The organism is Novosphingobium lentum NBRC 107847 (genome assembly GCF_001590965.1).
GTDB lineage: Bacteria > Pseudomonadota > Alphaproteobacteria > Sphingomonadales > Sphingomonadaceae > Novosphingobium > Novosphingobium lentum.
Map to the genome: position 1 here is coordinate 1 of NZ_BCTW01000024.1, position 26,734 is coordinate 26,734.

General features: G+C 61.8%; 30 protein-coding genes and 3 pseudogenes. 22 read left to right on the top strand and 11 right to left on the bottom strand.

The window, feature by feature from the left end:
* The 6 genes and pseudogenes from NL2_RS17845 to NL2_RS17865 form a co-directional block, all read left to right on the top strand.
* Positions 1–976 (top strand): annotated as a pseudogene (locus tag NL2_RS17845) (IS3 family transposase); the annotation flags it as partial.
* 64 nt (positions 977–1,040) lie between these two features.
* Positions 1,041–1,664, top strand: a complete 624-nt coding sequence (locus tag NL2_RS17850) for a hypothetical protein (RefSeq protein WP_157083241.1) — start codon at positions 1,041–1,043, stop codon at positions 1,662–1,664.
* A complete protein-coding gene (locus tag NL2_RS17855; protein ID WP_068077281.1) occupies positions 1,661–3,064 on the top strand; it encodes a hypothetical protein in 1,404 nt (467 codons plus the stop codon). Before NL2_RS17850 ends, NL2_RS17855 begins: the two co-directional genes overlap by 4 nt.
* 25 nt (positions 3,065–3,089) lie before the next feature.
* Entirely contained in the window at positions 3,090–3,584 is a 495-nt protein-coding gene (locus tag NL2_RS17860; RefSeq protein ID WP_157083242.1) for a hypothetical protein, read from the top strand.
* Positions 3,581–4,525: a tetratricopeptide repeat protein gene (locus tag NL2_RS21275; RefSeq protein ID WP_157083243.1), complete on the top strand. Its 945-nt coding sequence runs from the start codon at positions 3,581–3,583 to the stop codon at positions 4,523–4,525. The genes NL2_RS17860 and NL2_RS21275 overlap by 4 nt, the downstream gene beginning before the upstream one ends.
* Complete coding sequence (locus NL2_RS17865) at positions 4,515–5,531, top strand: hypothetical protein (protein ID WP_157083244.1); 1,017 nt, start codon at positions 4,515–4,517, stop codon at positions 5,529–5,531. Before NL2_RS21275 ends, NL2_RS17865 begins: the two co-directional genes overlap by 11 nt.
* 56 nt (positions 5,532–5,587) lie before the next feature.
* Here the strand turns inward: NL2_RS17865 and NL2_RS17870 are convergent, their stop codons facing one another.
* Both NL2_RS17870 and NL2_RS21460 read right to left on the bottom strand, forming a co-directional pair.
* Positions 5,588–6,049: a hypothetical protein gene (locus NL2_RS17870; RefSeq protein WP_068077361.1), complete on the bottom strand. Its 462-nt coding sequence runs from the start codon at positions 6,047–6,049 to the stop codon at positions 5,588–5,590.
* Between the two features lie 141 nt (positions 6,050–6,190).
* Complete coding sequence (locus NL2_RS21460) at positions 6,191–6,355, bottom strand: hypothetical protein (RefSeq protein WP_169799539.1); 165 nt, start codon at positions 6,353–6,355, stop codon at positions 6,191–6,193.
* Between the two features lie 361 nt (positions 6,356–6,716).
* Here NL2_RS21460 and NL2_RS17875 point away from each other — a divergent pair, with 361 nt between their 5' ends.
* On the top strand, positions 6,717–6,971 hold the full coding sequence (locus tag NL2_RS17875) for a type II toxin-antitoxin system Phd/YefM family antitoxin (protein ID WP_068077287.1): 255 nt from the start codon (positions 6,717–6,719) through the stop codon (positions 6,969–6,971).
* Positions 6,968–7,234 carry a Txe/YoeB family addiction module toxin gene (locus tag NL2_RS17880; RefSeq protein ID WP_068077289.1) on the top strand — a complete coding sequence of 89 codons (267 nt, stop codon included), beginning with the start codon at positions 6,968–6,970 and terminating at the stop codon, positions 7,232–7,234. The genes NL2_RS17875 and NL2_RS17880 overlap by 4 nt, the downstream gene beginning before the upstream one ends.
* Positions 7,235–7,244: 10 nt before the next feature.
* Here NL2_RS17880 and NL2_RS17885 read toward each other — a convergent pair whose 3' ends face one another.
* The 6 genes from NL2_RS17885 to NL2_RS17910 form a co-directional block, all read right to left on the bottom strand.
* Positions 7,245–8,171, bottom strand: coding sequence for a DUF2493 domain-containing protein (locus NL2_RS17885; protein ID WP_068077291.1), 927 nt, complete (start codon positions 8,169–8,171; stop codon positions 7,245–7,247).
* A gap of 94 nt (positions 8,172–8,265) precedes the next feature.
* Positions 8,266–8,712, bottom strand: a complete 447-nt coding sequence (gene trxC / locus NL2_RS17890; RefSeq protein ID WP_068077293.1) for a thioredoxin TrxC — start codon at positions 8,710–8,712, stop codon at positions 8,266–8,268.
* A 26-nt stretch (positions 8,713–8,738) separates the two neighbouring features.
* Positions 8,739–9,050, bottom strand: coding sequence for an ArsR/SmtB family transcription factor (locus NL2_RS17895; RefSeq protein WP_068077296.1), 312 nt, complete (start codon positions 9,048–9,050; stop codon positions 8,739–8,741).
* On the bottom strand, positions 9,047–12,268 hold the full coding sequence (locus NL2_RS17900; RefSeq protein ID WP_068077297.1) for an efflux RND transporter permease subunit: 3,222 nt from the start codon (positions 12,266–12,268) through the stop codon (positions 9,047–9,049). Before NL2_RS17900 ends, NL2_RS17895 begins: the two co-directional genes overlap by 4 nt.
* Positions 12,268–13,326: an efflux RND transporter periplasmic adaptor subunit gene (locus tag NL2_RS17905; protein ID WP_068077299.1), complete on the bottom strand. Its 1,059-nt coding sequence runs from the start codon at positions 13,324–13,326 to the stop codon at positions 12,268–12,270. Before NL2_RS17905 ends, NL2_RS17900 begins: the two co-directional genes overlap by 1 nt.
* 39 nt (positions 13,327–13,365) lie before the next feature.
* The gene (locus tag NL2_RS17910) at positions 13,366–13,701 is read right to left on the bottom strand and encodes a rhodanese-like domain-containing protein (protein ID WP_068077301.1); all 336 of its coding nucleotides are present in this window, start codon (positions 13,699–13,701) and stop codon (positions 13,366–13,368) included.
* 183 nt (positions 13,702–13,884) lie between these two features.
* On the opposite strand from NL2_RS17910, the gene NL2_RS17915 reads away from it, so the two are divergent.
* The 8 genes from NL2_RS17915 (at position 13,885) to NL2_RS20880 (ending at position 19,879) form a co-directional block, all read left to right on the top strand.
* Complete coding sequence (locus NL2_RS17915) at positions 13,885–15,165, top strand: NAD(P)/FAD-dependent oxidoreductase (protein ID WP_068077303.1); 1,281 nt, start codon at positions 13,885–13,887, stop codon at positions 15,163–15,165.
* Positions 15,166–15,176: 11 nt separating this feature from the next.
* Positions 15,177–15,380 (top strand): YgaP family membrane protein, encoded by a 204-nt coding sequence (locus NL2_RS17920; protein ID WP_068077305.1) that lies wholly within the window; start codon positions 15,177–15,179, stop codon positions 15,378–15,380.
* A gap of 12 nt (positions 15,381–15,392) precedes the next feature.
* A complete protein-coding gene (locus NL2_RS17925) occupies positions 15,393–16,670 on the top strand; it encodes a TolC family protein (RefSeq protein WP_068077307.1) in 1,278 nt (425 codons plus the stop codon).
* Positions 16,667–17,590, top strand: coding sequence for an MBL fold metallo-hydrolase (locus NL2_RS17930; protein ID WP_068077309.1), 924 nt, complete (start codon positions 16,667–16,669; stop codon positions 17,588–17,590). The genes NL2_RS17925 and NL2_RS17930 overlap by 4 nt, the downstream gene beginning before the upstream one ends.
* Positions 17,591–17,605: 15 nt before the next feature.
* Positions 17,606–18,391 (top strand): sulfite exporter TauE/SafE family protein, encoded by a 786-nt coding sequence (locus NL2_RS17935; RefSeq protein WP_068077311.1) that lies wholly within the window; start codon positions 17,606–17,608, stop codon positions 18,389–18,391.
* 22 nt (positions 18,392–18,413) lie between these two features.
* Positions 18,414–18,980 carry a class I SAM-dependent methyltransferase gene (locus tag NL2_RS17940; protein ID WP_369405476.1) on the top strand — a complete coding sequence of 189 codons (567 nt, stop codon included), beginning with the start codon at positions 18,414–18,416 and terminating at the stop codon, positions 18,978–18,980.
* Entirely contained in the window at positions 18,977–19,606 is a 630-nt protein-coding gene (locus tag NL2_RS17945; RefSeq protein ID WP_218006127.1) for a Crp/Fnr family transcriptional regulator, read from the top strand. Before NL2_RS17940 ends, NL2_RS17945 begins: the two co-directional genes overlap by 4 nt.
* A gap of 84 nt (positions 19,607–19,690) precedes the next feature.
* Positions 19,691–19,879 carry a YgaP family membrane protein gene (locus NL2_RS20880; protein WP_084356191.1) on the top strand — a complete coding sequence of 63 codons (189 nt, stop codon included), beginning with the start codon at positions 19,691–19,693 and terminating at the stop codon, positions 19,877–19,879.
* 287 nt (positions 19,880–20,166) lie between these two features.
* On the opposite strand, the gene NL2_RS17950 is transcribed toward NL2_RS20880, so the two are convergent.
* Together NL2_RS17950 and NL2_RS17955 are read right to left on the bottom strand one after the other, a co-directional pair.
* Positions 20,167–20,556 (bottom strand): type II toxin-antitoxin system VapC family toxin, encoded by a 390-nt coding sequence (locus NL2_RS17950; RefSeq protein ID WP_068077316.1) that lies wholly within the window; start codon positions 20,554–20,556, stop codon positions 20,167–20,169.
* On the bottom strand, positions 20,549–20,797 hold the full coding sequence (locus NL2_RS17955; protein WP_068077318.1) for an AbrB/MazE/SpoVT family DNA-binding domain-containing protein: 249 nt from the start codon (positions 20,795–20,797) through the stop codon (positions 20,549–20,551). Before NL2_RS17955 ends, NL2_RS17950 begins: the two co-directional genes overlap by 8 nt.
* Before the next feature lie 71 nt (positions 20,798–20,868).
* Here NL2_RS17955 and NL2_RS17960 point away from each other — a divergent pair, with 71 nt between their 5' ends.
* The 6 genes and pseudogenes from NL2_RS17960 (at position 20,869) to NL2_RS20890 (ending at position 24,634) form a co-directional block, all read left to right on the top strand.
* Positions 20,869–21,339 carry a hypothetical protein gene (locus NL2_RS17960; protein ID WP_218006128.1) on the top strand — a complete coding sequence of 157 codons (471 nt, stop codon included), beginning with the start codon at positions 20,869–20,871 and terminating at the stop codon, positions 21,337–21,339.
* Positions 21,340–21,560: 221 nt separating this feature from the next.
* Positions 21,561–22,463: a P-type conjugative transfer ATPase TrbB gene (gene trbB / locus NL2_RS17970; protein WP_068077322.1), complete on the top strand. Its 903-nt coding sequence runs from the start codon at positions 21,561–21,563 to the stop codon at positions 22,461–22,463.
* A gap of 47 nt (positions 22,464–22,510) precedes the next feature.
* Positions 22,511–22,684 (top strand): annotated as a pseudogene (locus NL2_RS17975) (TrbC/VirB2 family protein); the annotation flags it as partial.
* Positions 22,684–22,965 (top strand): VirB3 family type IV secretion system protein, encoded by a 282-nt coding sequence (locus NL2_RS17980; protein ID WP_068077324.1) that lies wholly within the window; start codon positions 22,684–22,686, stop codon positions 22,963–22,965. The pseudogene NL2_RS17975 and the gene NL2_RS17980, both read left to right, overlap by 1 nt.
* A 9-nt stretch (positions 22,966–22,974) precedes the next feature.
* Positions 22,975–23,391: pseudogene (locus NL2_RS17985) on the top strand (conjugal transfer protein TrbE); the annotation flags it as partial.
* Between the two features lie 296 nt (positions 23,392–23,687).
* Positions 23,688–24,634, top strand: a protein-coding gene (locus NL2_RS20890) for an IS630 family transposase (RefSeq protein ID WP_157083247.1) whose coding sequence is annotated in 2 segments (ribosomal slippage) — positions 23,688–24,036 and positions 24,036–24,634 — 948 coding nt in all. Because the reading frame shifts where the segments join, the coding sequence is not laid out codon by codon here.
* 227 nt (positions 24,635–24,861) lie between these two features.
* Here NL2_RS20890 and guaA read toward each other — a convergent pair.
* Positions 24,862–26,460, bottom strand: a complete 1,599-nt coding sequence (guaA, locus tag NL2_RS18000; protein ID WP_068077330.1) for a glutamine-hydrolyzing GMP synthase — start codon at positions 26,458–26,460, stop codon at positions 24,862–24,864.
* Between the last annotated feature and the right edge of the window lie 274 nt (positions 26,461–26,734).

A 26,734-nucleotide genomic window follows, 5' to 3' on the forward strand; every position in this document is an offset into this window, starting at 1 on the left:
GTCTGCGGGCATTGGAGGACGAGAACGGTCGGTTGCAGCGGTTGCTGGCCGATGCGATGCTGGACAATGCGGGTCTGAAGGATCTGCTGTCAAAAAAATGGTAACGCCTGCCGCCAAGCGGGAAGCGGTCGCGCATCTTCAGGCCCTGCTTGATGTCAGCGAGCGGCGGGCGTGCAGGGTTATCGAAGCGGACCGGACGGTGATCCGTTACCAGTCGCGCCGCGATGATGATGGTTCTTTGCGGGAGAAGCTGCGGGAACTGGCGCATCAGCGCCGTCGGTTCGGCTATCGCCGGTTGCACATCCTGCTGCGGCGCGAAGGGCTGATGATCAACCGCAAGAAGACGCAGCGGCTGTACCGCGAGGAAGGCTTGACCGTGCGGCGGCGCAAAGGGCGCAAACGTGCGGTTGGCTGCCGTGCACCTGCTCCTGTGGCAGCGCTGCCCAATCAGCGCTGGAGCCTCGACTTTGTCCATGATCAGATGATCACAGGCCGCCGGTTCCGGGTGCTCAATGTTGTCGATGATGTGACCCGCGAGTGCCTGGCGGCGGTGCCTGACACCTCGATCTCGGGCAAGCGGGTGGTGCGTGAACTCACCGATCTTATCGTCAGGCGCGGCAAGCCCGGCATGATCGTCAGCGACAACGGCACCGAGCTGACTTCGAACGCGGTGCTCGAATGGTGCGGCGAGGCCAGGATCGAGTGGCATTATACGACGCCGGGCAAGCCGACCCAGAACGCGTTCGTCGAGAGCTTTAACGGGCGGATGCGTGACGAGCTGCTCAACGAGACGCTGTTCACCAGCCTCGCCCATGCCCGCGAGAAGATCGCCGCATGGGCCCACGATTACAATGCCGGGAGGCCACACTCCTCGCTCGGCTACGCCACCCCGGCGGCCTTCGCCGCTGACCTCAAAAAGCAAGGGGCTGCTGCGCTCCGCATAGCCGGAGGCTACGCTACGCAGCCCCTTGCTTCACCTACCGGCATGGTTGGCGCGCGATGCAGTTGGCTCCGGAGGCAATCAGACTTAAGGAATGGCCATGAAATCGATTTTTGCCGTTTCCTTGCTGATCGCTGCCGCGCCTGCTCATGCTGCCGATGCGCCCTTCGACCCCAATCAGGTCGATCTTGTCGACGCCATCGAGTGCCGGCTTGAGGCACCAAGCTACAATGGTTTCGCCGTGGCCGTTGAGGGCGATGAAAAGATTGCTTCGCGGCGGCACTGGGCAAGAGTTGCAAATTCCAATCCGTTCATGAACGAATATGATCTGCCTGCGCCGATAACGGTGGCCGGGCACTTCAGTACCCGCCGCATTGCATTTACCGCGAATGCCGTCCTTGCCGTTCTCGATCTAGCTGACCCGGCAGAGATTGCCCGGCCGCTGGCCATTGAAAATGCGATGGATCCCAATCCGCTGATCGATTTCATCGTTTCGTCGGGCAAGGCCACGCGGGCCGAGGCTGAGGCGCAAATCAAGTTCCGCAAATTTCTGGGCGAAAAAGTCATATCTGACATCACCGAACTGCCTGCGGAGAATGAAACTTTCGGCGCGCATATCGTGATCACGCGCAACATTTCGAACGCGACTACGCACCCGGGCAGGACATTCTATGGCTGTTCCTACCGGGTCGAGTTGATCGGAAAGGACGGCAAACCTCTATGATTGCCGCCGCGGCCATACTGATGCTGGCGGCAGGTACTGCCAATCCGGCTGATACTCCCGCCCGTGACGTGTTTATCGGCACCTTGGCGATAGAGGATGGCCAGCCCATCCTCACTCGCTGTGACCTCGCCGAAACTCGCTACCGGCTGCATGATGCCAAGGGCACGGCAGCGGTCGCGGATTTTGTGAAGGCTGGACGTCCGGCCTATGGCGAAGTCATTGCGGCCTACACAGAGACGGATGGGCAGCCAGAGCTTGAAGTGGCTGCAATCGAACAGATAACGCCGGGCAAGAACTGCCATTTGCTCGATGCGGTCAAAGCATTGGAAGGTTCTGCGGAAGGTTCTGCAGCGGAAACCGGAACTGTCGCGCCGCCTGCCGTCAGATCGACAGCTGATCCGGCGTTTGTCGGCCACTATTACCTGTCGCACGTGATGGAAACGGGCTCGGAGCTGCTGTTGCGGGCCGACGGGACATTCCAGTGGGCCATGAGCTATGGCGCGGTCGATCAGGCCGCGCACGGCAGCTGGGTGCATGATGGCAGTGCCATCGTATTGACCACGGCCCCACAGGACCGGCACAAGCCGCTGTTCACGTTTCTTGAGGTTGAGCCATGGTCTGCGTCCGCAGAAACGGAAATGCTGCGTCGTGAGCGCGAAGAAAAAGCCGAAGCTGTGCGGGCGCATTGCCCTTTCCTGACCGATAGCTGGACGTCGGCACCGTCAGTCCCGATGGCGGAAGAGGCATTGGCCACGCAGGATGAACTGCGCGAAAAGGCAGCCGCCGCCCTTGGCAAGGCCCGCCTTGCGCGAACGCGCGTTGAGGTGCTGGCGCGTGCGGTCATGGCCATGTCGCCCTCGCAGCAAGTGGCTAAGCGCGATGAGGCCAACCAGGCTGTCGCGGACTGGATGCAGGCCAGTGACGATGCACGCGAGACTGCGCAAAAAGCCGGCCAGGCTCGGCCGCAACTCGGCGAGCCGGTGCTGCCTGCCGCATGTACCTTCCCCGGTCTGGTGGCCGTGTCTGCCTCATCGACACTCGTCGGCGGGCTCGGCGTTCGGGTCTACGATCTCGACAGTCGGCAGGGAGCGACCAACGTCGATGCCACACTGCGGTTTGCAGATGGCCGGATGGTGCGATTGACTACGGCTGGGCGCGGCCTTGCGATCCTGCCCGGTTCGTTGCCATCCGGCGTGACGAGGGTGTCATTGCATGCCGATTACGCACCGGGGCGCGACGCGAGCTTTGACGTGCCATCGGTCAAGCGCGGAATCATCCACTTTGCGATAGATGGTCCTCAACTGACACCCTTGGCCTTCACTTCGATGCGCCTGCGCATCGACGGCAGGGCATTGGTCCCGGAAGATTTCGGCCGTGGCCGATACGAACGTGAGCCATGAGTGACGTAGCGGCAGGACTGAATCGATGAAGGCAATACTCGGGGTGATTGTCGCGGCGCTGGCGCTTGATCCGGCACAAGGTGCGCAAGCAGATGCCAGCAGCAGGCTTGAACGCGCGCTTTCATGTCAGATCGACAAGGGCGAACTTGGCTCGATCATGGCGGGTATCGACCACGATCTTGCCAACAAAGTCCGCCTCATCCGCCAATATGCGATGCCTACCGGGAACCTCTATCGGCTGGACCAGCCGGTGGCAGTTCTGGGCTACACGGCGCGCGAGCTATACATCCAGCCCGGCAGGATCGCACTGGTGGTGGATACTGATCTGCCTGAGGTCATCCAGCAACTCGAGCTCGAAACGGTTCCCTTCAGTCCGGCGCGCAAGCCGGCCGGGGGCAATCGCGACATCGTCGCATGGCAACTGGGGCAGGATGGACTTGCTGGCCGCACGCTGGTTGGATGCGAATATCAGGATCCCGCAGCAGCTGACTGGCTCGAGTTGCAACAGGCCGCGAAATGACCAAGGTATCTCGAGTGCCGGGCGCAAGGCTGCATCCAGGGAATAGCGCGATTGCCATCGCAACTGCTGCATTCTTGTCGATCAGCGCGCCCGCTTTCGCCAGCATCGCCAGCAATCCAGCACCTGTAGATTCCCAGGCAGTGTTCTCGAAGGCACACGGAGCGCTCGGAAGCGGCGCTACTTTCACCCCGGAAACATGCGCTGCGGCAGTGCCGGATCTTGAGCGCGTCATCGCGCTGACAATCAGCAGTTCGGGTGAAACAGGCCCAAAAGCTTATGCGCATCTGGAGCGGGGCTATTGCTACATTGCCACTGACGAACCGGCCAAGGCGGTGCCGATGTTCAAATCGGTGATCGAGATCGCAGCGCTCCAGCCCGCCAGCATGGCCATGCTGGCGGGCGAGGCCAGAGCCTGCCTTGCGCATTTCAGTGCTATTGGACAGGGGCTCGAACGTGATCCGGAACGGGCGCTGGGATATTATGCGAGCAGTGCTGGCTATCGTTGCCGCGCGGCGGACTATGATCCGGCTGATGAAGCAGCCCGGTTGGTTCTAGCCTCCAACCCTTACACTGCCGCAAATCTCGACAGTCTGGTCTATCACTTCTTGCGCCAAGGCAGCGCTCGGGATCATTTAACTGCGATAAGGCTCTATAGCGAAAAGGCATCAGGAAGCGGGGTTCCACCGCAACTGATCAGCTTGGCCATGGCGGGGATATACGCGGGCGGTGATAGACCGGCCGATGTCGAGGCATTAGCCGAACTCAATCGCCAGCTCGGGGAATGGCACCTGGCACGGGGGAACCGCGCTCAGGCCTATGGCTATTTCCTGGCCGCACGATCCCGGACGGCCCGCGAGGCTTTGCTTGGCGCCGAACGAACCGCGCCGTTCACACTGGAGTTGCCAGACGGTCATCCATGGGCTCCCGCCGATGCAAACTGAACGGGCAATGGCGATTTGCGCTCTGGTAGCGACACTGGCACTGGCCAGCTTCGGGCTGACGCGCCCGGTCATTGCCGCCGAACAGTGCGTTGCCCATTCGATCGATGCAGTGGGCAGGTGTCATCAGCGGAATTTTGCGCGCCGGGTTACGGACGATCAGCTGCGCGGTAAGCCCGACTTGGCGCAGAGTGCCCCGGTCGATATCGATGCTAATCTGCTCGCGACCGAACTTGCCGGCGAGCTCAGCATTGGACAGTGGTTTCCGGTAGACGGCGCCACCGATCAATGGATGCTGGTCGTAAAGCGCGGGGAAATCGGACTTGCACCAGGCTTTGCCGTGCAAGAGCAAGGCGGCCCCAACCGTTCTCAGTTTCTTGCTCTTGTGCAGATTGCCCGTTCCCAAGGAACAGACAAGCCGGTTGTCAGGCTCAAGGCCAAAATCGAAGACCTGGTGGGGGGAACCAGTGCGGTTCAGTTGTCGCCGGAGGCACCACCAACCGCTGCGCAGTCCGTCGCTCCGCCGGTGCCTTGCGTTGATCCTGAAGGCGACAAGGGCAGCGAATATGACAGCAGCGGGGGCTACCCACAGATTTCAGGCCAGTTTCGCTGGTTGACCTTGTCGCCCGGTCACCGCGTGCTCGTCGCAGGGGTCTCGCGCAGCGAAGGCTACGCGGGCGGCGGCGGGATGTTTGAAGGCAATGTCTTGCTCGAACAGCGGGGTGACAGACTGGTGCCAATCGCCTGCCATGCTCGCTCACGCTACCAGATGTTTGGCGGAGATTGGAATCCGGATGGAACCCGCCAGCACCCTGAATCACAAGCGGAGTGGCGGCTCACGGTGCGCCATGGCTCGGCCTCGAACCAGGCGCGTTGGCCAGACCTTGGCCTCGTGCCGTTGACCAGCAATACGCCCGCAGCAACGCTGGTCTGGGATCGTCGTTCAGGCTTCTATGTCGAAGGGCACGGACAGGTCGCGCCCCGTAAAAAACATCGCGCAACTGATTGATCGAAGGACGTTCCCACCGCGGAATTCGTTGACCGGCAGGCTCCTTGCTCGCCCAATTAGCCTAGGTGTGGGCATTTGGGGCTCTTGCGAGATTTTTTGCCGGTGGAGGCCGGGACTGCCATTCCGGCGATCCTGAAAAACGCGGTCACACCGACCGCAATCGCGCCGACAATCGAGAACGCCATTTGCCAGATTTCGGAAGGCATGGTGTGTTTCACGATGCCATGGGTGGCGTGATAGCCGGCAAGCACAGCGGGTGCGACGAAAGCGAGTGCGATCAGCAGCCGTGCCCAAAGGGGCTGGACGATCATAAGCAGCACTTGACCAAGACCCAGTGTCAGTCCTGCGGCAACGAGGCCGACCAGGATTGCGCCCAACCAGCCAGCGCCAGTGTCGTAGGCCCATGTGGCTGCACTCACGCCGACAAAGAAGGGCAGCGCGAAAACAGCAAGCGTGAACAGCAACCAGCAAAAGAAGCCGATCACCGCGATGGATAGCAACATGCCAAGAATAATCATGGTGGTGGTCTCCCGTAAGAAATAGTCTGACGGTCGCGCTTCCACCACCTCCACAGCGCGTTGGAGAGCATAGCAAAAGTCCGGCGTGCGCGGGAGCGGAAATCGACTGGATTGTCCGCTCCGGCTGGCCATCGCGCCTGTTCAGAGCGCGAAGGGGTCGATTTCTGCGATGACTTCGGCGTCATGATCGAATTCGCCTGCGGGAACGACCGACAGGGTGCCGTCACCGGCGCGGAAAATGACGATGGCGACCATCAAGGTGGCGGCGAGGCTGAAAGCAAAAGCTTGTGCGTCGTTGAGGGACATCGGACCTGCTCCTGTTCGAAGCGGAGGCTCATCCCCCGCTGACAGGCGCCCGAAGTGACCGGCCAAGGGCTGCAATCACCGCGCTGGCAAAGCCAGCGCGGCGGCACGCTTGCGTAGTCCGACCCTTTACGGGTTGATGGCATCAAGCCCTTGGCCGGGCCAAAGATCAGCGCATTTGAAGCGGGGGTTGAGTTCCGAGGCTTGGGAGCCGGCATGGCTGTCTTCACGACAAGCTCGGCATCGATCATCGCGAGACTTGCTTGTTCGAAATCAGGGCCTCTGGTTCGGTTCCGGATCAGCCTGACGTGCAACCTTGCATTTGTACAAGAATTGGTACATAGCGTCCAGCAGGAGACTCAGCATGGATGTGATCAGCTATTCCGATACCCGCGCCCACCTGAAAGAGGTGATGGACCGTGTTGTCGCCGATCGGGCACCCGTGGTCGTGTCACGTCAGAAGGCGGAATCCGTGGTGATGATTTCACTTTCGGATTGGAATGCGATCGAAGAATCGATGCATCTGCTTTCGACCGAGGCCAATCGTACAAGGCTTATGGGCGCTATCGCGCAGCTGGATAGCGCAAACGGCAAGGCGCGTGATCTGATCGAGCCATGAAGCTCGTCTTTTCCGACACTGCCTGGGAAGACTATCTTCACTGGCAAGCCAACGCCCCCAACATTCTGCAAAGAGTCAACGACCTCATCAAGGAATGTCAGCGCACGCCCTTCAAAGGGACGGGTAAGCCAGTGCCGCTGAAGGGCGACCTCAAAGGCTGGTGGTCGCGGCGCATCACGCTGGAAGATCGGCTCGTCTATCGGGTTGCCGGCAGCTCACCGGACCAGCAGTTGGAAATCGCCCAATGCCGGTTCCACTATTGACGGGCGGCGCTCATGCGCCGCGCGAACCGAACCGGTAGACCGGGATACCCAGCTTGCGGGCCTTGTCGGCAAGATTGTCCTGAATGCCCGAACCGGGGAAAATGATGACACCGATCGGCATGACGGTGAGCATCTGATCGTTGCGCTTGAACGGCGCGGCCTTCGCATGCTTGGTCCAGTCGGGCTTGAAGGCAATTTGCGGCACCTTGCGGGTATCAGCCCAACGCGATGCGATTTTCTCGGCGCCTTTGGGTGAACCGCCGTGCATCAGCACCATGTCGGGATGCTTGGTCCGGATCTGGTCGAGCTTGGCCCAGATCAGCTGATGGTCGGTGCTCTCGCCGCCGGAAAACGCGATCTTCGGGCCAGCGTGGAGGAGCACTTCGGTTTCGGCGCGGCGCTTGGCGCTGATAAAATCGCGGCTGTCGATCATCGCCGACGTCAGGTGGCGATGGTTGACCATGGAGCCGGAGTGCGGTTTCCAGCTTGACCGGGTTTGCCGCTCGAACTGCTCAGCCGCCTGATCGCGCATCAGTTCGAAGGCATCGCGCCGTTCAAGGAGACTTTGCCCCAAGGCGGTCAGGCGCTCGAGCTCGACCGACTTCACCTCGCTGCCATCCTGTTCGTTCTGAAGGCGGCGTTGGGCCACTTCATTGTCGTCGAGTTCGCGTTCGATCCTTTGGCAGGCGCGGTGAAAGAGGTTGACGGTCGACCAAAGGAGATCGTCGAGGTCGGGTTCGAGGCGCGTGTCTTCCATGCTGGAAATCAGGGCGTCGAAAATGTCGGCGATGGCACCTGCGACACGGTTGCCTTCGGGCAATGGTCGGGGATCGGGTTCATCCTCGAAGGGGCGGTAGCCGTAGAGCTGAAGCTCCTGCAGAACGTGGTCGGTCGGGGAAGAGGCGTGGTCAGGTTCGAAATCGTCGTGGTCGTCCATAGGATGCTCCATCGATTGGACCGCGCCCTCGCGGCCTTCATGGCGATGAAGCCCACGAGCGGGCTGGCCCTGCACTCAGAAATGCTTGGCAAAACTAACCGCGAAGGGCACTCTGAATCCAATTGACGATGGCGTTGGTCGGCATGGCGCCGGACTGGCGCGCCAGTTCCTTCCCGCCTGAAAAGAGGATCGTGGTCGGGATCGAGCGAATGGCAAAGCGCGCTGCGATCGCTTGTTCCGCTTCGGTATCGAGTTTGCCCAAGCGCACATAAGGTTCCAACTTGGCAGCCGCTGCTTCGAATGCCGGAGCCATCTGTCGGCAGGGTCCGCACCACGCGGCCCAGAAATCGACCAGTAGCGGAATTCCACTCTTGCTCAGGTGTGCCTCAAAATTGGACGTGCCCAGCGTCACCGGATGGGCGTCAAAGAGCGCGCCGCCGCAACGACCACACTTGCCACCGGCGGTCAGCTTGTCACGCGGGACCCGGTTCGCTGTCGAACAGGTCGGGCAAATGATCAGCGCGGGCTCGGATGCGTTCATGTTTCGATCCCTTGGCGGTCGGACATCTATTTGCAGGTCTCGCTGCACAGTTCGCACAATGCATGGATCACCCCGCGCACGATCGGGTCGGTCAGGCTGTAAAAGCGGGTTTGTGCTTCGCCCCGGATGCTGACCACGCCTTCTTCGCGCAACATCGCCAAGTGCTGCGAAACCGAGGACTGGGAAAGACCGCTGAGTTCGACAAGCTCGGTCACCGAGACTTCGCCTTCATCCATCCGGCACAGCATGAGCAACCGCTCGGGATGGCTCATCAGCTTGAGCCGCCCGGCCATGATCGCGGCGTTGGCCTTGAGCTCTGACAGGTCGGTGGGTTTCATGCGTCAGCTTCCGGGAACAGGCGACCATCGTCGCGCAAGACTATGTAGATTGCTGGAATAACGAGAACCGTCAGCAAGGTCGAGGAGGCGAGCCCGAACAGCAGCGAGATCGCGAGGCCCTGGAAGATAGGGTCGCTCAGGATCACTGAAGCGCCGATCATGGCTGCCGCGGCGGTCAGCATGATCGGCTTGAACCTGATCATCCCCGCCTCCAGCAAGGTTTCACGCAAGCTCTTGTCGGGGGATGCCGCATGCCGGATAAAATCCACCAGCAGGATCGAGTTCCGGACAATGATCCCCGCCAGCGCAATGAAGCCGATCATCGACGTGGCCGTAAACGGCGCGCTGAACAGCATGTGCCCCAGCACGATGCCCACCAGCGTCAGCGGAATCGGTGTAAGGATGACCAGCGGGAGCTTGAAACTGCGGAACTGCCCGACAACCAGCACATAGATGCCCAGCAACGCCACCATGAATGCGGCGCCCATGTCGCGGAAGGTCACCCAGGTGATCTCCCATTCGCCGTCCCACAGGACTGACGCATGGCTCTCATCCTCGGGCTGCCCATGCAGGATCACCTCTGGCTTTTCCAGGCCCTGCGCCTGCCAGTCATGATGGTTGATGGCATCGTCAACCGCCAGCATGCCATAGATCGGTGCTTCATAGCGGCCTGCCAGTTCCGCAGTGACCATCGTCGCCCCGCGCCCGTCACGGCGGAACACAGCCAGTGCGCCCGGCTCCATCCTTGGCGTCACCAGTTCGCCGAGCGGGATCAACTGGCCTCCCGGCGCGACAGCCACCGGCGTTGCAGCCAGCGCGGCCGACCAACTGCGCTGCGACTGATCAAGCGCCAGCACGATCGGCAGCGGATCACGCTCCCCGGCGCGCGGAGCGTAGCCCACCACCTGCTCGCCCAGCAGCATGCCAATGCTGTCGAACAGCTGGCGTTCGGACAAGCCATAGTGATCCAGCTTTGCTCTGTCGGGGATCAGCTTCAGTGTGGGGCGCGGCTGGCCATAGCTGTTGTCGACGTCGACAATGTAGGGCACCGATTTGAAGATCCGCTCCACCTCGGCCGCAGTCCTGACCCGGGTGGCTTCGTCGGGGCCATAGATTTCGGCGAGCAGCGTAGCCAGCACCGGCGGCCCGGGCGGCGTCTCCACCACCTTGAGCGATGCACCGGCAGGCAAGGGCACGACCTTCAATCGCTGGCGCAGGTCCACGGCGATCTCGTGACTGGATCGCGACCGTTCGCCCTTGGCCAGCAACGTGACCATCAAATCGCCCATCTCGGGCTGGTTGCGCAAGAAGTAGTGGCGGACGAGCCCGTTGAAATTGAACGGCGCCGATGTCCCAGCATAGGCTTCCATTGAAACGGTCTCGGGCATGGTGCGCACCACTGCGGCGGCCTGTTCCAGCACACGCGAGGTCGCCTCGATGCTCGACCCTTCGGGCAGGTCTGCCACCAGCTGGACCTCGCTCTTGTTGTCGAGCGGCAGCAGCTTCACCGTAACCGCCTTGAAATAGAACATCGAACAGGCGACCAGCGTGGCCACGCCGACCACGATCAGAAAGCGGCGGGCGCTTTGCCGCGTGGCGATCACGCGCATTGCATAGCGGCGGTACAGTGCCCCCAACTTGCCGCCGTGAGCATCGTGGCCCCCATGGCCATCGGACGCCAGCGTCGTGCGGGCAAAGCGGATCATCAGCCAAGGCGCAATGATCACGGCGACGAAGAAGGAAAAGATCATCGCTGCCGACGCGTTGACCGGGATCGGCGCCATGTACGGCCCCATCAGGCCCGAAACGAACAGCATCGGCAACAGCGCAGCGACCACGGTCAGCGTGGCGATGATCGTCGGATTGCCGACTTCTGCCACGGCATCAACCGCGCCATCAATTCGGCTCCGACCATCGTTCATCGCCCAGTGCCGCGCGATATTCTCGATCATCACGATCGCATCATCGACCAGGATGCCGATCGAAAAGATCAGCGCAAACAAGCTGACCCGGTTGATCGTGAAGCCCATCACGTTGGACGCAAACATCGTCAGCATGATGGTGGTAGGGATGACGATTGCGGTCACGCCTGCTTCGCGCCAGCCAATCGCAAAGCCGATCAGGATCACGATCGTCGCGGTCGCCAGCGCGAGGTGGAAAATCAGTTCGTTCGCCTTGTCGTTGGCGCTCTCGCCGTAGTTGCGCGTGACGGTTACCTCGACGCCGGGCGGGATCAGTGACCCTTTGAGGGTGTTCACCCGCTCAACCACACTTTGTGAAACGCTAACGGCGTTTGCCCCGGCGCGCTTGGCGATCGCGAGGCTGACCGCCGGCGTCATGCTCCACGGACCTTGCCCGTCCCGAGCCCAGCGCCAGGTGCGGGCCTGGTCCTGCGTCGGTGCCTGTTCGATTTTCGCAACGTCAGCCAGCAGGACTGGCGCACCGCTGGCCGAACGGACCGTGAGAGCTCCCAGTTCCTGTGCATCGCGCAAGGTCTGGCCCGCCACCACCAGAGCGGCTTGCCCGCCTTCGCGCACGGTTCCGGCCGGGAACGTGCGGTTGGCCTGCGAGACTGCGTCGATCAGGCTTCCGAGCGGCACGCGATACTGCGCCAGTCGTGCCGGATCAGGCACCACGCGCAGCGCCATGTACTGTCCACCGGTGATGAACGTGAGCCCTACGTTGTCCACTTTGGCCACTTCGGTCCGCAGCCGACCAGCCAGTTCCGACAAAGCCTGATCGTCCCACTTCCCCGGCGCGCCGGGTTTGGGGGTCAGCGTCAGCACCACGATCGGGACGTCGTTGATGCCCCGCACGGTCACCTGGGGAGGAGGAATGCCCACCGGAATGCGGTTGATGTTGGCCGCGATCTTTTCATGGATGCGGATTGCGGCATCTTCCGGGTTCGACCCGATCAGGAACCGTGCCGTCACCATGACGCCGTTGTCCTGCGCCTGAGTATAGACATGCTCCACGCCATCCACACTCTTGACGATGGTCTCCAGCGGCTTGGCCACCAGTTCCACTGCCTCGGGCGCGGAAATGCCCGGAGCCTGCACCATGATGTCGACCATCGGCACCTTGATCTGGGGCTCTTCTTCGCGCGGAATCGTGATCGTCGCGATCAGACCAATCAGGATGGCGGTCAAAAGAAATAGCGGCGTGAGCGGCGACATGATGGTCGCCCGGGTCAGCCTGCCCGAGATGCCGAGATTCATCAGCGTTGCGCCCCAGTTCTCGAGCCATTCGGACCCATCAGCGTGTCACCAGCGTTGGCGCCCGTTAGCACTTCGAGCTTTCCGGCCTCGGCTGAGGCCGCCGTCTGTACGGGCAACTGAGCGACCGAACCGTCGTGCGCGACGACCGTCACATAATCTATGCCGTAACGGTTGATCACATAGCCCGCTGGCACCAGCAGTGCGTTGCGTGCGCCGGTCTCGACTTTGGCCGCCACGCGCCGCCCAATCAGACGGTTATCGATCCCCGGCATTTCGACGTCGGCCGTGACCTGACCGGCAGTGACCGAAGGATAGAGCTTGATGACCGTCCCCATGCCCGAGCCGCCACCGATGCCGCTTACGGTGACCCGTGAACCGGTATGAACCTTGTCAGCGAGCGATTCTGGTAGTTGGAGGCGGACGACCGTTGGACCCGCAGTAATGACCGCGATCACCATGCCCGGCGCGACAGCCGACCCGGCAGGAATGTCGGCCTTGAGCACCCGGCCGCTGGCGGGCGCGACCACGGCGCCTTGCCCGGCGACGGCGCCTACCGCGGCCTGTTGGGCCTGGGCCGCGCGGATCTGGGTATTGGCAGCGGATGCCGCAGCTTCGGCCTGTTCAAGCCGCGCCTTTGCGTAGACCCCGTTCTGGTAGAGGAAGCGCACGCGCGACAAATCGCCTTGTGCTTGTCCAGCCTGCGCCTGTGCAGCGGCAGCCTGAGCGCCATAGGCTCCTGCCTGATAGCCAAGCTGGCTATCGACGATCCGGCCAATCGTCTGGCCTTTGGTCACCATATCGCCTTCGCGCACGGTGAGCGTCGTCAGGATGCCGGGGATGCGGGCCAGCACTTGTGCTTGGTCCACTGTCGCAATCTCGGCACTGACGTCCTGCCAAGTGACAGTGTCGCTGGGGGCAAGCATCAGCCGGGGGCCTGCTGGTGCTTTGCTTGCCTGAGCGGACGGCTCGCTGCTGTTGCAACCGGCCAGGGACAGGCTCAGCGCCGCAACGCCAAAGGCGGTTCGGGCGGCTGTCCGGGTCAACAGAGTTCCACGCATCGCGGCTTCCCCCAAAATCTTGAAATAGGCGTTTTGAATTTAACGTTCGATCGGCAGTCGAGCGGCTTTCCAGGCGCCGAAGCCGCCCGCGAGATGCGTATCGACTGCGGCCTGCGCCACCCCGCACTTCTCAAGAGCCATGCCTGATCGTTTGCCGCCAAGGCAATTGAGCACCAGTTTCTTGCCCGCCACATGCGGCAGCTTTGACGGCTGAAACGTTGAAAGCGGCATGTTGATTGCGCCCGGGATATGGCCGTCGGCAAACTCGTCCACTTCGCGCACGTCCACGACGACAACGTCACCAGCACGCAGCATGGCATCAAGCTCCTGTGCAGATACCTCGGGATGTTTCGGCTTTCCGAATTCAAAAACCACTTTGTCTTCCTCTCGTCGAATGGCTGCCGCTCAAGCGGCCCTGTGCAACTTACCTCTTGCCCATATCGCAAATGCCTTATATAAGTCAATACCGATACAAAGCTTCAGCAGAGCACCTCGACCGATTGGTGGAGGAACGCAGCAGCGAGTTTGGTCCACGAAATGGACGGCGGGAGAGAGAATATGTCATTGCCCAAGATCATCATTCTAGGCGCGGGCCTCGGCGGTACGATCGCAGCCTACGAGATCCGCGATGCGGTGAAGGGCAAGGCGGACGTCACCGTCGTCAACGATCAGGACGATTACTGGTTCGTGCCCAGCAATCCCTGGGTCGCGGTGCGCTGGCGTGAACCCGACGCGATTAAGGTTCACCTGCCACCAATCATGAAGAAGAAGGGAATCGGCTTCACCGCAGTCGGCGCGAAGCGGGTCCATCCGCAGGAAAACCGGGTCGAGCTCAATGACGGCTCCTCGCTTGCCTACGATTATCTGGTGATCGCGACCGGCCCGGATCTGGCGTTCGACGAAATCGAAGGGCTGGGTCCGCAAGGCTTCACCCAGTCGGTTTGCCGCACCGATCATGCATCAGACGCGGCCGACGCTTTCGACCGGTTCTGTGAAAACCCGAAACCGATTGTGGTCGGCGCTGCCCAAGGAGCCTCCTGCTACGGCCCGGCCTACGAATTCGCGTTGATCCTCGATACCGAGCTCAAGCGCCGCAAGATCCGCGACCGGGTGCCGATGATCTATGTCACCCCCGAGCCCTACATCGGCCATCTCGGCCTTGATGGCGTTGGCGACACCAAGGGTTTGCTCGAAAGCGAGCTGCGCAATCGCCACATCAAGTGGATCACAAATGCCCGGATCACCAAGGTCGAGGCGGGCACTATGCTTGTCGAGGAAGTGGCGGATGACGGTTCGGTCAAGTCGACTCATGATCTACCGTTCGGTTACTCGATGATCCTGCCTGCGTTCCGCGGCATCCCCGCAGTGTATGGTATCGAAGGGCTGACCAACCCGCGCGGGTTCATTCTGGCCGACAAGCACCAGCGCAATCCCAACTTCAAGAACGTCTATTCGCTCGGTGTCTGTGTCGCGATCCCGCCGATCGGGCCGACACCTGTGCCGGTCGGCGTGCCCAAGACCGGGTTCATGATCGAATCGATGGTCACCGCCATTGCTGCCAACCTCAAGTTGGAACTCGAAGGCAAGGAACCCGTCGAAGAAGCGACCTGGAACGCGGTGTGCTTGGCCGACTTCGGTGACGGCGGTGTCGCCTTCGTCGCGCAGCCGCAGATTCCCCCGCGCAACCTTAACTGGTCGTCGAGCGGCAAATGGGTCCACCTCGCGAAGATCGGCTTCGAAAAGTATTTCCTGCACAAAGTGCGGCGCGGCACCAGCGAGCCCTTTTACGAAAAGCTGGCGATGCATGCCCTGGGCATCCGCAAGCTGCGTTTCAAATAAGGAGAATGGCCATGAAGCTTGATGCTGCGGTTTTCCGCTTTGCCGGAGTGATGGTCCTGGCCAGCCTGGCGCTGGCGCACTGGGTCCATCCCGGATTTCTCTGGCTGACCGCATTTGCTGGAGCGAACATGCTCCAGGCCAGTTTTACCGGTTTTTGCCCTGCAGCAATGCTTTTCAAGAAGCTGGGTGTCAGGCCCGGTAACGCTTTCAACTGAATCGGACCTGACATGCGCCGCCTGAATCTGCCCCGGTTCTCGATAGCACTTACCCTATCCTGCGTCGTTGCCGCCCCCACGGCTTCGGCGCAGGACCTCGCAGCTGCGATTTCCGACGCTGTGGCGAATGCGCCCGCGCTCGCCGAAGCCAATGCCGGTGAGACGGCTGCAAAAGCCCGGCTTGATCGTGCCCGCGCCGAGAGCAATCCGCTTCTGCGGGTCGAAGGCTCGATTGCGACGGGACGGATCGACAACGGCGGGTTTTTCGGGATTCCTGCCGCCAACGTAAATCCGTTGGCGGTGCAAGCCACTCTTGAAATGCCGCTTTACGCAGGCGGGCGGATCTCCTCGGCGATCGATCAGGCCAGAGGCGGGGCGCAAATTGCCCAATTCGGGGTCGAACAGACACGGTTGCAGACAATCGTTCAGGCTGTGAGCACTTACACCGAAGTTCTCACTGCCCGGAAGCTCGAGACCCGCTTTGGTCAACTCGTCAGCGAACTCACCGAAACCGAGCGGCAGGCTGGCTTGCGTTTCCGCACGGGCGAAATTGCCAGTTCCGAACTTGCCCAGGCACGTGCGCGCAAGGCCGAGGCTGAGGCCGGATTTGCTCAGGCGCAAGGGCGCCGCGCTTCGGCGGAGGCCGCCTATCAGCGACTAACCGGCAAGCCGGCCGGCGAACTCGCTCCGCTTCCCGATCTGCCGCCGACGCCCCCAACGCTCGATGAGGCGCTCGACATGGCGCGCAATTCCAATCCGGCATTGCATCAGGCCAAAGCAGGCGTTGATGTAGCCCGCGCAGGCGTGCGCTCGGCCAAAGCGGAGGGAATGCCGACCGTTGGCGCCTTTGCCGAAACAGCGCACGTGCGCGACCAGTTTTTTGCCGGCTACAAGGTGGACTCGGTCGCGGTCGGCGTCCGTGGCCGATGGACGCTTTGGGCAGGGGGCCGCGTAGCCGCCCAGACCCGTGCAGCGAATGCCGATCTCGATGCCAGCGAGGCGCGGCTGCGTGAGGCTGATCAGGCGCTTGAGGGCATGTTGATCGATGCGTGGCAGGGGTTGATCACCGCCCAGCGGATGACCGATGCCTCTCGCTTGCGCAATCTGGCTGCTGCCGAAGCCCTGCGGGGAACACGGCTAGAAGCGCAAGTTGGCGCAAAGCCGACGCTCGCCGTTCTCGATGCAGAGCGTGAGGCCATCGAAGCCGAGACAGCGCTGCTGCAGGCCGAAGGCATGCGCACCGTGGCCGCCTGGCGGCTCAACGCGCTTACCGGGAATATTGCGCCATGACCGATGCCCCCCTCCGGGTCGCACTACAACAGGTGGAGGAGGCGCGAGCATCGGCGCGCCTCCCCGCCATCAAGACGTTCTTCGACGAGGCCACGTTCACCGCAACCCATGTGGTGCACGATCCGGCCACCAGACACGCGGCGATCATCGATTCGGTGCTCGATTTCGATCAGGCCGCGGGACGCACCAGTCACGAATCGTCCGATGCGGTGATTGCCTATGTTCGCGAACAGGGGCTGGCGGTTGACTGGCTACTCGAGACCCACGCCCACGCCGATCACCTGTCGGACGCCCCGTACCTCCAACAGGAACTGGGCGGCACACTCGTCATCGGACGCGAGATCGTCACCGTGCAAGACGTATTCGCCAAGGTGTTCAACGAGCCCGTCAGCTTTGCCCGCGATGGCTCGCAGTTTGACCGCCTCATGGGGGATGGTGAAGCATTCAAGGTGGGCGATCTCAGCGCTGTCGCCTTGCATGTGCCGGGACATACGCCTGCCTGTCTCGCCTATGTAATCGGCGATGCAGCTTTTGTTGGCGATACCCTGTTCATGCCCGACTACGGCTCGGCCCGGGCGGACTTTCCCGGCGGCGATGCCCGCACGCTGTACCGGTCGATCCGGCGTTTGATGCAACTGCCCGCAGAGGCGCGCGTCTTTCTGTGTCACGACTACAAGGCACCCGGTCGCGATAGCTATGTCTGGGAAACGACCATCGGGGCCGAACATTCGGGCAATGTCCATGTTCACGACGGCGTGAGCGAAGACGACTTTGTCGCCATGCGCGAGGCGCGCGACAAGACGCTGGGCATGCCGCGACTTATCCTGCCATCGATTCAGGTCAACATCCGTGCAGGGCATTTGCCCGAACCGGAAGGAAACGGTGTCAGCTATCTCAAGCTGCCACTCAATCTGCTTTAGGCCCGGGACCGGATCATGTTCAGCGAACTCCAATACATGCTGGGTGCGTTGAGCGGCGTTCTGATTGGCTTCACGCTGGGCCTGGTCGGAGGTGGCGGTTCGATACTTGCCGTCCCGCTGATGGTTTACGTCGTCGGCGTCAAAAGCCCTCATCTCGCCATCGGGACCAGCGCACTGGCAGTGGCCGCAAATGCCCTTGCCGGACTTTGGAACCATGCCCGCGAGCAAAACGTCAACTGGCGCTGCGGCGGCTCCTTTGCGCTGGCCGGTGTCATGGGCGCACTTGGCGGGTCAACGCTTGGCAAGGCCTTTGATGGCCAAAAACTGCTGTTCCTGTTCGCCCTGCTGATGCTGGTCGTCGCGATCGCGATGTATCGTGGGCGGCGCGACGAGGGCATCGAAGGGGTTCAGTGCAACCGCGACAACCTGCCCAAGGTGCTTGCCTTCGGTTTCGCCACGGGACTGCTTTCGGGCTTCTTCGGCATCGGCGGCGGATTCCTGATTGTCCCGGCGCTGGTCGCCTCGACCTCGATGCCGATCTACCGTGCCATCGGGACATCGCTCATCGCGGTCGCCGCATTTGGCCTCACCACCGCTGGAAACTATGCTGCCTCCGGTCTGCTCGATTGGCCGCTGGCCGGCAGCTTCATTGCCGGAGGCCTTGCTGGCTCGATGCTCGGAGCCGCCGCGGCGCGCAAGCTTTCGGCCTCGAAGGGCCGACTCAACACCGTGTTTGCCGGGCTGATCGTCGTCGTGGCCGGTTACATGCTCTATCGTAACTGGATGGTCTTTCAGTCCTGAGGATACGACTCGCGCCAAGGGGATATCGAATGTTGCCTTCACTCGCGCCGATGCGTCGACCGCCGCTGTCCCAGCTGCTCGGTTTGACCGGATGATCTCGCGCCTCGGCGTCATGTTCTTCGCCGATCCGGGCGCGGCTTTTGCCAGGTTGCACGGCCTTCTGGTTACTGGTGGCCAGCTTGATTGGGCGGTCTGGGCACCTCCGGAAGACAATCCCTGGATGAGCGGAGCCCGCAAGATCGTGGCGAAGCATATCGAATTGGCACCGCCGGATCTTGCCGCTCCTGGACCTTTCTCGCTATCCAATCCCGCACGATTGACGGCGCTTCTGATCGAAGCCGGGTTCGGCAAGATTGACGTTGCCCCCTCGACGGGAGAGCAGTCTGTAGGCGGACAAGGGAGCACTCCGGACGCCGCCGCCGACTTTGCCCTGACGGCCTTTTCATTTTCGGATGCCATGAGCGGTATCGATCCCGTCATCCAACGATCGATCCGTGCCGAGCTTGTCGACTTCTACGCCGGCTTCTATTCCAACGGCAGGCTCGCCGTTCCCGCCAAAGCGTGGCTGGTTCAGGCGAGCGCTGAATGATGATGCAATCGTCCTCCCCGGCAGCCCGGCCAAGCGAACCTTCCTTGCTCAAAGTCGGGCATGGATCGATGCTGTTCCGCGTTGGCCAAGTCTGTGCAGGGTTTGTCATCGTTCACAGCGGAACCATCAAGGTCACTTTGACCGCCGAAAATGGCCGCGAGATCATCCTTTATCGGGTTCGGCCAGGGGAAGTGTGCCTCCAGACCTTCGGGTGCCTCGTGAACGACACGAGCTATTCGGCCGAGGGCCAGGCCGAGACGGATCTGGAAATCGAAATTGTTCCGGCCGGCGAGTTTCAGCGGCTCGTTGTCGAGAATGCTGAATTTCGCCAGCAACTGTTCGCTGCGGTCGCCGCGAGGTTTGCTGACCTTGAGCGTCTGGTTGAAGATGTCGCTCTGTCACCTATCGACGCGCGCCTTGCGCGAGCGCTTTTGCGGATGATGGATAAAGAGGGACGCGTCACCGCAACACAGGAAGCGCTGGCCACAGAAATTGGCTCGGTCCGCGAGGTAATCAGCCGCCAGTTGAATGCCTTTTCGCGTGGCGGGTTGGTCGAACTGACCCGCGGACATATCGCGGTATTGTCTACCGGCAAGCTTGAGCAATTGTCCCATCCAAGTGTTTGATGCGCCATGTGTGACTAAGTCACATACATATGAGGCAGTGGGCGCAATCCCGGAACGGTCAACAACGAAAAGGGATTGCCTGTCATGCCTCGTAACGAAGGAAGTCTTGATCGCTTTTTAAGGGTGATCGTTGGATTGGTTTTGATAGCGCTCGTGTTTGTCGGGCCGAAGACCCCATGGGGCTGGATCGGTATCGTGCCGTTGCTTACCGGGTTTGTGGGCTTTTGCCCCGTCTACACGCTCTTGGGAATTCGCACCTGCCCCAAGCGCTGAGGCACTTCCAAGGCCCATCTGTTGGTCAAGGCCAGCCCGCCGATTGGTGCGCCACGGCATAGATTATCGAAAGGCGCATCCGATCGCTTGCTTGCCAGCAACTTGTTGGAGCAACAGCGTCCCGAACGGCCTTCAGCGGGGCAAGCCGGCGTTGCCATCGATCAGCGCCGGCTGTTTCCCTTTTGCCTGTCATGTCAGGGCGGACAAGAGAGAATGCAAGCCGCCGGATATCAGCGGTTATTGGCATTGCGGTTTGGCATTGCGGTGACGAAAGAGTTCCGGGTCTGCTACCTCGCCAGCTCGACCGAGATGCCATGGTCGATCTCGTTCCAAGCTGCATCGGTGGTCAGCGCAATGGCCTTCAATTCTCCGGCCAAGGCGAGACAAGCCCGATCCCCAAGGGAAAGACCTTTGACCTTGGTGACATTGCGCAATTCCCCTGCACGCAAGGCCTGCGCCGTATCGAAATCGCGGACATCGAGATCGAGGTCAGACAAGCTCTCTCGAATCGAATCGGTGGGCACACCCCGCTCGGACAGTTTGGCCACAACTTCCGAAAGGTTCACCGCACTGATGCAAGCATCCGCAAAGTGCGCTTCGACCGTCTGCGCGCCGCGTTCTCCCAGCATTGCCGCCAACAAGGCCGAGGCGTCGAGCACAAAGCGTGCATCACTCATGGTCGGATGCTTGCCTGCGATCAGCGATCAGTTCGTCAGACAGGCTGACGTCTGCTGGGATGTGCGCGCGCAGCCTTGCCTGCACCCGGCTCAGCGCATTGTGCACCGGCCGTACATGCAATTCGCCATCGACGATGCGCAGCAAAACTGGGTCGCCATCCGCAAGCCCGAGCGCGCGCCGGATGTCTGCCGGAACCTGCAACCGACCACCACTCACCAATTTGCCTCGTTGCGCGTTCATGTAGTATATCCTGCAACCATACAGATATTGATACTTTATACATTTCTTGCTGAGTTGGCAATTGATGGGTCATGCGATACGTTCGACTCATGGCCCTTTCTCGTGCCCCCCACGCTGGCATCATTCTCGTCGGCGCGATGGCAGTCGCAGCGGCCGTCTTCGGTGTTTTCAACTGGCGCTGGCTCGAACAGCGGCAGTTGCTCGAAACCGGCGGGATTGCCGCCGTTGCGCATATCGATGCCGTCACGATCAGCCACAAGGCCTGCAATTCCAGCGTGGTGCTCAGTTGGGTTGACGCGAGCGGCAGCCCGCATTCTGGTGACTTCCTGTCCTGCTTTGCCAACCGTTCGGCGGGCACGACGATCCCAATCCGCTACCTCAAAACTGATCCGGCGACCGCGATGATCGCGGCGGGAGAAGGCGGGCTTTCCGACGATCACTACAAGAACGGTGCGTTAATTGGCGCCGTGGTCGCGCTGATCATGGCTTTCGTCACCGCCAAGTTGACCGTTGAACGCAGCCGAAAGACCAGCGACCGCTAAGAAAGCGCTGGCCACGCCTGCGATTTCGCGGGGCAAGACTCCTCAGAAGTCGTCTTTCACCTCGGAGCGCGATTGCCGCACGGACCGGGGCAAAAGAGCAAGCTTGTCCGTTATCCGCTCGATCTCGGGGACAAGTCTCGACGGCTCCTCAACGAAAAGCGGCACACCCACCAGCGACGCAGCCTCGAACACCAGCCCGATCTCGACCTTGGGATGCCCGCCTGCTGGAAGACCCTTGCGTCGTTGAAGTGATGCTCAATCCAGATGGGCGGCTGTGGATCGATCGCGTCTCGGAAGGCCTGTCCGATACCGGCGAGCGCCTGTCAGCCGCCGATGGCGAGCGCATCGTTCGTCTGGTCGCGCATCATGTCGGCGTCGAAGTGCACACCGCCGCACCGCGCGTATCAGCAGAACTTCCCGAAACGGGGGAGCGGTTCGAGGGGCTGCTCCCGCCTGTCGTCGCGGCGCCTGCCTTCGCCATTCGCAAGCCCGCCGTCGCGGTCTTCACCCTCGAGGATTATGTCGCCGCGGGGATCATGGCGGAAGGCCAGGCAGAGGCGCTCCGGGTCGGTGTTGGGACCCGCGCCAACATCCTCGTCGCTGGCGGCACCTCAACCGGCAAGACGACGCTTACGAACGCGCTTCTGGCCGAAGTCGCGAAAACCGAAGATCGCGTCGTCATCATCGAGGACACGCGCGAGCTGCAATGTACCGCGCCCAACCTCGTTGCCATGCGAACCAAGGACGGCGTCGCATCGCTGTCCGAACTGGTCCGCTCGTCGCTGCGCCTGCGCCCCGACCGCATTCCAATCGGCGAGGTGCGCGGGAGCGAAGCCCTCGATCTCCTCAAGGCATGGGGCACCGGCCATCCCGGCGGGATCGACACGATCCATGCCAGCAGCGCCATCGGCGCGCTGCGACGGATGGAGCAACTCATCCAGGAAGCCATCGTCACCGTGCCCCGCGCGCTGATCGCTGAGACCACCGATCTCATCGCCGTCCTCGCTGGGCGCGGCACCTCTCGCCGCCTCGTCGAACTCGCCCGCGTCGAAGGCCTCGGCCCGGACGGGGACTACCGCGTCACCCCCATCATCCCTCAACCCGCACAAGGAGCTTGCCAATGAACCTGCCTGTCCGTCGTCCCACTCGCCGCCTGGCCTCGGCCCTGTCGGCGGTGATCATCGCGGTGATCATCATCATCACCACCGGCCTGACACTGGCGTTTGGCGACACCTCGGGCGGTTTCCGCCGCCTGATCCAGATCGTTTTCGGCCTCTCGATTGCCTTTGCCGCATCGAGCTTTTTCCTGTCGTTCTTCTCGTTTGGCGGCGGGGCGCTCGTCTGATGATCGGCAGTGCCGATCAGGGCGGCGAGATCGCGGGCTATACCGTCCCGGTTCACCGGGCGCTGACCGAGCAGATATTGCTCGGCGGCGCGCCGCGCGGCCTCGCCATCCTGAACGGCACGCTCGCCGGCGCTATTGGCCTCGGCCTGCGCCTTTGGCTCATTGGCATAGGCGTCTGGGCCATCGGCCACGTGATCGCCGTCTGGGCTGCCAAACGTGATCCGCTCTTCGTCGATGTGGTGCGCCGTCATCTGCGCATCCCCGGTCTTCTTTCCATCTGAGGGGATCCCGTGTTCAACCTGGCCGAATACCGTAACCGAAACAGCCGGCTCGTCGACTTTCTGCCATGGGCGGCGCTGGTCGGCGAAGGCATCGTCCTCAACAAGGACGGCAGCTTCCAGAGGACTGCGCAGTTCCGGGGACCGGATCTCGATTCCGCGGTCCCCGCCGAACTCGTCGCCGTGGCCGGACGGCTCAACAATGCCTTCCGGCGCCTCGGATCAGGCTGGGCGATCTTTGTCCAAGCCCACCGGCATGCCGCCGCACACTATCCTGGCTGCCGGTTCCCCGACGCAGCCTCAGCGCTGGTCGATGCCGAGCGCAAAGCCGATTTCGAAGAAGCCGGGGCGCACTTCGAGTCCGCCTACTACCTCACCATCTGTTACCTGCCGCCCGCCGAGGATGCCTCGCGCGCGGAAACACGATTGTGCCTGACGTCTGGACTACCAGGTACATACCGTCACGATCCGTGACTTTGTATGGTTTATCGCGTGTTGTCAATGCCTTGATGGCTGCGTCCGTCAGCATTCTGCCCTCCGCATTTGGATCAAAAACGGCAGAAAGCGTCCAAAAATACTGTCAGGCAAAAAGCAGCCATTTTCCAAAAGAAATTTTGCTTACTTTCAGTGTCTTAGAGCGTTTTCCACAGCCCCTGAATCGCGAGGGATTCCATCGGCGTTGAAATTCTGATTCATCCTGTTGGCTGGGTCGGAGGCCAGCATGGATGGCCAGAGCTTTATCTCAGGATTTGCGGGATCGGGTTGTTACGGCGACGGACGAGGGCATGAGTTGCCGGGCGGCTGCGGCTCGTTTTGGGGTTGGCGTCGCCACGGCGATCCGTTGGCGACAGATGGCCCGCGAACATGGCCGCGCCATTGCTGGCAAGCCCGGTGGCGATCAGCGCTCGTCGAAAACCGATATTCATGCGAACCGGATCACGGCGATGCTGGCAGAAAACGGCGACATCACGCTGGCCGAAATCCAGTCGGGCCTTGTCGCACAAGGCGTTTACGTCGGGATCGGGACGCTGTGGAGGTTCTTTGATCGACGCGGCATCACACGCAAAAAAAGACCGGGCACGCGATCGAGCAAGACTGCTCCGACGTCCTAAGCCAGCGCCGGGCCTGGTTCGACGGCCAACTCGATCTGGAACCCGAGCGCCTCGTGTTCATCGACGAGACCTGGACCGCGACCAACATGACCCGCAGCCACGGTCGGTGCGCCAAGGGCGAGCGACTGAGGATGGGCTTCCCGCATGGCCACCGCAAGACGACCACGCTGGTCGCCGGGCTGCGGATGACCGGCATGGTCGCACCGATGGTGCTCGATGGCCCGATCAACGGCGACTGGTTCGAGGCCTTTGTGACAAAGGTGCTCATACCGGAGCTTCAAGCCGGCGACGTCGTAATCATGGACAATCTGTCGAGCCACAAGCGGGCCTCAGTACGCGATCGAATCGAGGCGGTAGGAGCAACACTGCGCTTCCTTCCGCCCTACAGCCCCGACTTTAACCCCATCGAAAAGGCATTCTCCCGGCTCAAGGCTATGCTCCGAAAGGCAGGCGAACGAACGGTATCCGGCTTGTGGGACCTCATCGGAATGCTCGTCGATATCTTCCAACCCGACGAATGCGCCAACTACTTCAGCTCGTGCGGATATGATCCAGCATGATCGGAAAACGCTCTAGTGCCAAAAAAATACCGTCAGAAGCTTTCATTGCCCCTGCCGGTATCTTCAAAAATTCGGTTGAGCAAGTTTTCGCATACCGTCATAAATACCGTCAGACGGGAAGCTTTCCCCTCGATAGACCCTGAAAGATGTCGGATAATTTATCGTTATTTATCCGCTGGTTGTGTCGGATTTTAGCGTATTTCTGGATGATTTTTGACGGGTCTGAATCATTCCCACTCGATCGTGCCGGGGGGCTTGCTGGTGTAGTCGTAGACCACACGGTTGATGCCCTTGACCTCATTGACGATGCGCGTCGCCACGCGGGCGAGGAACGCGGCGTCGAACGGGTAGATGTCGGCGGTCATGCCGTCGGTGGAGGTTACCGCGCGCAGCGCGCAGACGTTGTCGTAGGTGCGGAAATCGCCCATCACGCCCACGGTCTTGACCGGCAGCAGCACCGCGAACGCCTGCCAGATCGCGTCGTAGAGCCCGGCGTTGCGGATTTCCTCGAGGTAGATCGCATCGGCCTTGCGCAGCACGTCGCAGCGTTCGCGCGTCACTTCGCCGGGGATGCGGATGGCCAGGCCCGGTCCGGGGAACGGGTGGCGGCCGACGAAAATGTCGGGCAGACCCAGTTCGCGGCCCAGCGCGCGGACTTCGTCCTTGAACAGTTCGCGCAACGGCTCGACCAGCTTCATGTTCATGCGTTCGGGCAAGCCGCCGACATTGTGGTGGCTCTTGATCGTCACCGACGGTCCGCCGGTGAACGAAACGCTTTCGATCACGTCGGGGTAGAGCGTGCCTTGGGCGAGGAAATCGGCGCCGCCGACCTGCTTGGCCTCACCCTCGAACACGTCGATGAAGGTCTTGCCGATGAACTTGCGCTTGGCTTCGGGGTCGGTCACGCCTGCCAGACCGTTGAGGAACAGCGCCGAAACGTCCTTGTGGACCAGCGGGATGTTGTAGTGGTTGCGGAACAGCGAGACGACCTGCTCGGCCTCGCCCATCCGCATCAGGCCGTGATCGACGAACACGCACGTCAGCTGGCTGCCGATCGCCTCGTGGATCAGCACGGCCGCAACCGCGCTGTCGACCCCGCCCGACAGGCCGCAGATCACGCGGCTGGTGCCCACTTGCGCGCGGATCTCGGCAATCTTGGTGCGGCGGAATTCGGCCATCGTCCAGTCGCCCGCGCAACCGCAGACGTGGCGCACGAAGTTGGCGATGAGCTTGCCGCCATCGGGCGTGTGGACCACTTCGGGGTGGAACTGCGTGCCGTAATAACGGCGTTCCTCATCCGCGATCACCGCGAACGGGGCGCCATCGGATACCGCGACGATCTTGAAGCCGGGCGCGAACTGGGTGACCTTGTCGCCGTGGCTCATCCACACTTGGTGGCGATCGCCCACGGCCCACAGCCCGTCGAACAGCGCGCACGGTTCGGTCACGGTCAGGAAAGCGCGGCCGAATTCGCCCGAACGCTCACCGTCGATGCCGCCCGGCTCGACCCGGCCGCCCAGCTGGTGGCTCATCACCTGCTGGCCGTAACAGATGCCCAGGATCGGCAGGCCACTGTCGAACAGCACTTGCGGGGCGCGCGGGCTGCCGTCTTCGGGAACGCCGGCGGGCGATCCCGACAGGATGATCCCTTTGGGCTTCATCCGCTCGAACGCGGCTTCGGCCTGCGTGAACGGGGCGATTTCGGAATAGACCCCCGCCTCGCGCACGCGGCGGGCGATCAGTTGCGTGACCTGGCTGCCGAAGTCGACGATCAGGATCGAGTCGCCACGGGACTCACGCGAAAATTCTGGGTGCTGGCTGTCCATGGCTGGCGGATAGAAACGAAGGCCGTACCTGTCCAGCGCTGCCGCGCCGGTTGCGTTTCTTGCAACTGCTGGCGATCTCTTCGCACTTGCAGCATAGTTTCACTCGGCATAGTGGGGCCGTGGACGCGAAAACGGCGTCCGGGGTCTTGGGGGACCTGCCTGCGAGGTGACCACCATAGGAGGACACCATGCGCAGCATCGCCAACCATATGCTGCCGATCATCATTGCCGCTGGCGTCAGCGGCTTGATGTTCACCGCCACGCTTTTCTAGGG